At 38.9% G+C, this 6,434-nt stretch carries 9 protein-coding genes; 7 read left to right on the top strand and 2 right to left on the bottom strand.

Features of this window, described 5'->3' with window-relative positions:
• Window positions 1-673: 673 nt before the first annotated feature.
• Together FKN05_RS16220 and FKN05_RS16225 are read right to left on the bottom strand one after the other, a co-directional pair.
• Window positions 674-964, bottom strand: a complete 291-nt coding sequence (locus FKN05_RS16220; protein WP_161433978.1) for a type II toxin-antitoxin system RelE/ParE family toxin — start codon at window positions 962-964, stop codon at window positions 674-676.
• Complete coding sequence (locus tag FKN05_RS16225) at window positions 957-1,178, bottom strand: TA system antitoxin ParD family protein (protein WP_105977314.1); 222 nt, start codon at window positions 1,176-1,178, stop codon at window positions 957-959. The genes FKN05_RS16220 and FKN05_RS16225 overlap by 8 nt, the downstream gene beginning before the upstream one ends.
• 223 nt (window positions 1,179-1,401) lie before the next feature.
• Between FKN05_RS16225 and FKN05_RS16230 the strand changes: the two genes are divergently transcribed.
• From FKN05_RS16230 to FKN05_RS16260, 7 genes are all read left to right on the top strand, one after another.
• Window positions 1,402-1,683: a hypothetical protein gene (locus FKN05_RS16230; protein ID WP_170887982.1), complete on the top strand. Its 282-nt coding sequence runs from the start codon at window positions 1,402-1,404 to the stop codon at window positions 1,681-1,683.
• A gap of 1,189 nt (window positions 1,684-2,872) precedes the next feature.
• Entirely contained in the window at window positions 2,873-3,136 is a 264-nt protein-coding gene (locus FKN05_RS16235) for a hypothetical protein (protein WP_249339335.1), read from the top strand.
• A gap of 605 nt (window positions 3,137-3,741) precedes the next feature.
• Window positions 3,742-4,140: a hypothetical protein gene (locus tag FKN05_RS16240; protein WP_170887980.1), complete on the top strand. Its 399-nt coding sequence runs from the start codon at window positions 3,742-3,744 to the stop codon at window positions 4,138-4,140.
• A gap of 161 nt (window positions 4,141-4,301) precedes the next feature.
• The gene (locus tag FKN05_RS16245; protein ID WP_088729489.1) at window positions 4,302-4,718 is read left to right on the top strand and encodes a GNAT family N-acetyltransferase; all 417 of its coding nucleotides are present in this window, start codon (window positions 4,302-4,304) and stop codon (window positions 4,716-4,718) included.
• A gap of 225 nt (window positions 4,719-4,943) precedes the next feature.
• Window positions 4,944-5,324: a hypothetical protein gene (locus FKN05_RS16250; RefSeq protein WP_055049814.1), complete on the top strand. Its 381-nt coding sequence runs from the start codon at window positions 4,944-4,946 to the stop codon at window positions 5,322-5,324.
• A 259-nt stretch (window positions 5,325-5,583) separates the two neighbouring features.
• Complete coding sequence (locus FKN05_RS16255; protein ID WP_001162670.1) at window positions 5,584-5,871, top strand: type II toxin-antitoxin system RelE/ParE family toxin; 288 nt, start codon at window positions 5,584-5,586, stop codon at window positions 5,869-5,871.
• Between the two features lie 10 nt (window positions 5,872-5,881).
• Complete coding sequence (locus tag FKN05_RS16260; protein WP_099609936.1) at window positions 5,882-6,199, top strand: HigA family addiction module antitoxin; 318 nt, start codon at window positions 5,882-5,884, stop codon at window positions 6,197-6,199.
• Window positions 6,200-6,434 lie beyond the last annotated feature (235 nt).

Below are 6,434 nucleotides of genomic sequence, written 5' to 3' on the forward strand. Positions count from 1 at the left end.
AATCACACAATTAGTCAAAGAAATGAAGAGTTTGAGCATGGGTGGTAGCGGTTAAGTGTTTGTATAACAAAGCATTTAAGAGTGATTCGCAACGCTTGGCAGTTTCGCTTCGCTCAAGTATAGCCAAGCGCCGCTCACACCTTAATGCGGCGTTATGTAACTGTAGAGAAAAAGATCGCAATGTATTGAAAATTAAAGTTTTTTATGATTTCTTTACTTTGAATTTAGCTTCCACTTTGTATGTTCAGTATTTTTAAGTAATTGTTTAAATTGGTTATTTTCAAATTTATAAACCTGGTTTTATTCATATTGGCTTAGTTTTCGTCTTCTTTGTTCTTCGAGTCTTTGCTCTGAGCTTTATTGGTAAAGCGAGTTTGCGATAAGTTTAGTGGCAGTCATTTTTTTCTTTGAACTAGGGCTCGCAGTTTCGTCGTTGTCACGCAAATTCTACTGGGTTACTGCTAACTTTTCATGTAAGTTAAACGATATTTGGCAATGTTGTTCTTTGTAATGCTTTGAAATGGTTAGTAAAGTTACATAACAAAGCATTCAAGAGGGACAGTCAACGCTTGGCAGTTTTGGTTTGGTTGGCATTTGAGGTTACGGTTGGTTAATTTGAGCGCAGTTGTTTGCGTTGCCTGCCCCTTAATGCGGCGTTATGATTCATTCAGATTCAGTAAAACAACTTTACATCACGATAGAAGTTTTCGTGTGAACCAAGCGTTATCAATTCGAGTGTAACGGTGCCATCTTGGTAGCTGTAACCGAGCAGAGTCAATTGTTTTACCATCTTAAATTTATAGACTCTAAGAAAGGATAAATCACCTTTCTTTTGTTCGCCTAAAAGCGGGTTCTCAATCAGTGCTTTGACGGCATTATCGAGATCCACTTTTTGATTTTGGTGCAGTTTTTTGACTGTTTTTTTGAATGATGGAGTCTGAAGAACCTGTGTTATTTTAGCCAAAGTTGTAAGCCTCAAGTTTACCTGCTTCTTTTTCAGCTTTAGCAATAATGGCTTGTCTCACAAATTCATAAGGCAGATCTGGATTGTCTTCCATCATTTCGCCGATTTTAGCCCAATGCTCAATTTGCTTAGGCGTTGTACGATTCAGAGCTTTAGCCATGATAGCTGCTTTATCGACGAGTTCTTGATCAAGACGTATGCTTGCAGTTGACATAATATAATCCTCTTGTAAGTTTTAAATAATTGTAGCGTAATGCTACATAGGTAGCAATGTGAATCATAACAAAGCATTTAAGAGGGACAATCAACGCGTGGCATTTTTAGTTTGGATGAGCATTTGAGGTTACGGTTGGTTAGTTTAAGTTCGCTTGTTAGCGTTGCTTGCCCCTTAATGCGGCGTTATATTTTTTTAAGTTCAGCAATCAAAAGGATTCATGATGAACGTGGATAAAGCGAAAAAACGCATATTGAAACGAGTACAAAGAGGTTTCAAAGGTTATCCGCAAATATCTTTAGAGTATTTCGGTAAAACGACAGATTTCGCTACCGAAGTGGTCATTACCTTTTTGTCTGAAGAAAATGCTGAACCGCAAATTCAGCGATTTACGAGTGATAAAGATGTTCGTGAAGATGAATCAATTCAATCGGTATTGTTGAAAATTATTGAGCGAGCCGAAGCTGCTACGGTTTTAGAAAGTCGAGAAGTATCAGTTTGTTAATGGTCTTTCGTTGATCTTAAGCTCTCGATCACATTAGGGTTGAGAACGAAAATATAACAAACGGTTCAAGAGGGATTCGCAACGCGCAGCATTTTTGTAATGCGTTGATTTTTGTGGTTTACGGTGTTGTGCGGTGAGTTGGTCGTTGCGTTGCTCACCCCTTAACCGGGCGTTATGTAACCGTAGAGAAAAAACCACAATACATTGAAAAGTAGATGTTTTTATGATTGATCTGAGTTCAATGTCGATTTTCTCTGAGTGGGTTTTGTGCATGTTGATTTAGCTTTCGGCTTCTTTATTCTTCGAGTACTCAGTTTTTTCTTAATGGTTCAGTGGGTTGGCGATAAGTTTAGTGGCAGTTATTTTTTTCTTTGAACTAGGGCTCGCAGTTTCGTCGTTGCCACGCAAATTCTACTGGGTTACTGCTAACTTTTCATGTAAGTTAAACGATATTTGGCAATGTTGTTCTTTGTAATGCTTTGAAATGGTTAGCAAAGTTACATAACAAAGCATTCAAGAGGGACAGTCAACGCTTGGCAGTTTTGGTTTGGTTGGCATTTGAGGTTATGGTTGGTTAATTTGAGCGCAGTGATTTGCGTTGCCTGCCCCTTAATGCGGCGTTATGTAACCGTAGAGAAAAAGACCACAATGTATTGAAAATTAAAGTTTTTTATGATTTCTTTACTTTGAATTTGGCTTCAGCTTTGTATGTTCGGTACTTTTAACTAATTGTTTATATTGGTTATTTTCAAACTTATAAACCTAGTTTTATTCATATTGGTTTAGTTTTCGTCTTCCTTGTTCTTCGAGTCTTTGCTCTGGGTTTTAATGGCAAAGCGGATTTGCGATAAGTTTAGTGGTAGTCATTTTTTTCTTTGAACTAGGGCTCGCAGTTTCGCCGTTGTCACGCAAATTCTACTGGGTTACTGCTAACTTTTCATGTAAGTTAAACGATATTTGGTAATGCTGTTCTTTGTAATGCTTTGAAATAGTTAGCAAAGTTACATAACAAAGCATTCAAGAGGGACAGTCAACGCTTGGCAGTTTTGGTTTGGTTGGCATTTGAGGTTACGGCTGGCTAGTTTGAGTTTAGTTGTTTACGTTGCCTGCCCCTTAATGCGGCGTTATGAAAAAGCATTGAAATTTCTTTGGGTACTTCTAAGTCAAACTTTTACCAAAGAAGGAGCAAATGATGAAAACATATCAATTTCTTACTAAAGACTCGGTAGTTGTGCATATAGAGTTAGCTACTGAGACGTGCGAAAGCGAAATGGAGCAGTTACTAGAACAAGGATTTCAGTTATCAGGTGAGCAGTTAGTAGCCATAGACTTGGAAAGTGCTTACAAGCAATATCAAGAACAGCATGGTGGCTCTGAGTCAGAATATCCGTTGATTGGTAGTTTAGCGGATTTACCTCAAGTATTGGCAATGAGAGCTATTTTGGGCGGATAATGTGTGCCTTTTCATAACAAAATGTTCAAGAGGGATTCGCAACGCATAGCATTTTCACTATGCGTTGAATTTTGTGTTTAAGGTGGTTGCAGCAACATCGGTATTGCGTTGCTCACCCCTTAACATGGCGTTATGTAACCGTAAAGAAAAAAGACCACAATGCATTGAAAAGTAGATGTTTTTTATGATTGTTCTAATTTCAATGTCGATTTTCTCTGAGTGGGTTTTGTGCATGTTGATTTAGCTTTCGGCTTCTTTGTTCTTCGAGTTTTCCGTTTTTTCTTAATGGTAAAGTGGGTTTGCGATAAGTTTAGTGGTAGTCATTTTTTTCTTTAAACTAGGGCTCGCAGTTTCGTCGTTGCCACGCAAATTCTACTGGGTTACTGCTAAATTTTCATGTAAGTTAAATGATATTTGGTAAGGCTGTTCTTTGTAATGCTTTGAAATGGTTGGGAAAGTTACATAACAAAGCATTCAAGAGGGACAGTCAACGCTTGGCAGTTTTGGTTTGGTTTAGCATTTGAGGTTACGGCTGGCTAGTTTTAGTCTAGTTGTTTGCGTTGCCTGCCCCTTAATGCGGCGTTAGCAGAATTATGGAGAAATCGGTGAGTGTAGTACGAGTGATTTATGACCATAGAGTCGATGGTGAAGATCTTATTACCCATGAGAAAGAGGTCAGATTACATAGGGAACTATGTGAAATAATGGATGCTTATCCTTGGGCTGCAGAGATTGATGGCTTTGAAAAATATGGTGTGGGTGGTTGTTTCCACTTTTTACTTGGTAAGGATAACGTTTATGCATGTTACCAATATGTACCAGTTGATGTGCACTCAGGGATCTTGAATTTAGATATCGTTATGAAGCCTGGTTTTTTAAATATATTTGGACGTAAATCGGTTTCGAAAGACTTTGATATTGTTTCTATTCCAGAAGTTAAAGCTGCGGTAAAAGAGCTTTTTGAGCATACTGTTGAATCACTGTATGAAAAGTATAGGGGTTAAAAATTCTGCTAACAAAGCATTAAAGGAGGACAGTCAACGCTTGGCAGTTTTGGTTTGGTTGAGCATTTGAGGTTACGGTTGGTTAATTTGAGCGCAGTTGTTTGCGTTGTCTGCCCCTTAATGCGGCGTTAGCAGTTCCAGTAATATTTAACAGGTACATCATGAAAATAGATATAACAACTGAACCAAAACAATCTGACATTGATGAGATTCGTTTAGGTTTACGTAAGCATAATACGCCTTTTCTCAAAGACATTTACCATACAGAGTTTGCTTGTTATTCGCATGATGATCATGGGGAAAAATTAGGTGGTTTAGTCGGTGAAATTTGGGGCCAGTGGCTGCTCGTGAAATTTCTTTGGGTAGATAGTGAACATTCAAGTAAAGGCTTGGGAAGACAATTATTAAATGAGGCCGAAGAATTTGCTCGTAGCAAAGGTTGTTTATCAAGTTTCTTAGACACTTTTAGTTTTCAAGCGAAACCATTTTATGAAAAATGCGGTTATGTTGAGCAGATGACTTTAAATGACTTTCCGGTAATAAAAAGTATGCGTCATTACATGGTAAAGCCTCTTTGAGTACACTGCTAACAAACGCTTCAAGAGGGACTTCCAACGCGTGGCATTGTTATTATGCGTTGATTTCGGTGGTTTCAGTATTGTGCGGAAACTTGGTAGTAGCGTTGTCAGCCCCTTAAGCGGGCGTTAAGTGTTCTTAGATTGGGTGCATTCTATACATTATGGTGGTTAATATAGAAAGCAAGCTGGCACGGACACAAGTTTAACTTCAATAGGAGATTTTATATGAACGAAGAGTGCCCCAAATGTGGAGCGAAATTTTCGGTAACTGAAATCGGTGGTGGTGGAATCTGTGGAGCTTGTCGAGAGCCAATTGATTGCCCTTACTGCCATGAAACTGTTAGAGAAGAGCGTACTACAGGAACATTTTCCTCGACACTTATAAAAGTCCCTAACAGCCCACTTTCTCGATATCTTGGTATTTCTGATGACGATTGGGAAGAAATGGGAGCTGAGCTTAATGCAAACACTGGCAATAGTGGTGATATGACTTACTGCTATTGGTTCATGGTTCCAGAGGATACTCCTGAGGAAATTTTGCATAAAACAGGTTGGAAAACTGGACAAATGATCGATGATATTCCCTTGGATGTTGTAGATAACTAAGGTGACTACTAAGAACTTATTCTGGTGCAAGAACACTTAACAAACGCCTCAAAGGGACTGTCAACGCGTGGCGTTCCCAGTCCCATTGAGCCGCGGTGGTTACGGTTGTTGTGTTTGAGTTTAGTGGTAATGCGTTGCCAGCCCCTTAGGCGGGCGTTATGTACTTCTCTGAAATCCTTCCTGAAAATCAAACTTGTGCACAGTGTTATTATGCGTTACTCTTTGTGTATGGATGCACAATGAGACAGTGCAAGTTGTAATGGCATTAGAATTTAAAGATAAGTGGTTAGAGCAGTTTTATGAGGATGATAAACGACATCGTTTAATTCCAAGCAGTATAGAAAATGCTCTATTTCGAAAGCTGGAAATCTTAGATGCAGCTCAAGCTGAGTCAGACTTAAGAATTCCACCGGGCAATCGATTTGAACATCTTGAGGGAAATCTTAAAGGTTGGTGTTCAATTCGAGTGAATAAACAATATCGTTTGATTTTTCAGTGGGTTGATGGTGTTGCACTAAATACTTACTTAGACCCACATAAGTATTGAGGTAACGACTATGCGTAAGACAAAACGTCGCCCAGTTAGCGTTGGTGAAATGTTGAAATTAGAGTTTCTTGAACCAATGGGCATCACATCAAAAGCGCTCGCTGAAGCTATGGGTGTACACAGAAATACGGTGAGCAACTTGATTAATGGTGGAGTGTTAACGGCTCCAGTTGCAATTAAGTTAGCTGCTGCATTAGGAAATACACCAGAGTTTTGGCTTAATATTCAACATGCCGTTGACCTTTGGGATACGAGAAATCGTTATCAAGAAGAGGCCAAATTTGTAAAGCCGCTGTTTGTTACGATGGAACAAAGTGCACGTACATAACAAAGCGTTAAAGAGGGACAGCCAACGCGTGGCATTTTTATCATGCGTTGGTTTTTGTGGTTACGGTGTTATGCGGAAACTTGGTAGTAGCGTTGGCTGCCCCTTAACGCGGCGTTATGTAACCGTAGAGAAAAAGACCGCAATATATTGAAAGTTAAAGTTTTTTTATGCTTTTGCATTTTTAAGTTAGCTTCTATTTTGCATGTTTTATGATTTTAACTTATTGTTTTAATTG

Source organism: Vibrio sp. 1-1(7), assembly GCF_013048485.1.
GTDB lineage: Bacteria > Pseudomonadota > Gammaproteobacteria > Enterobacterales > Vibrionaceae > Vibrio > Vibrio fujianensis.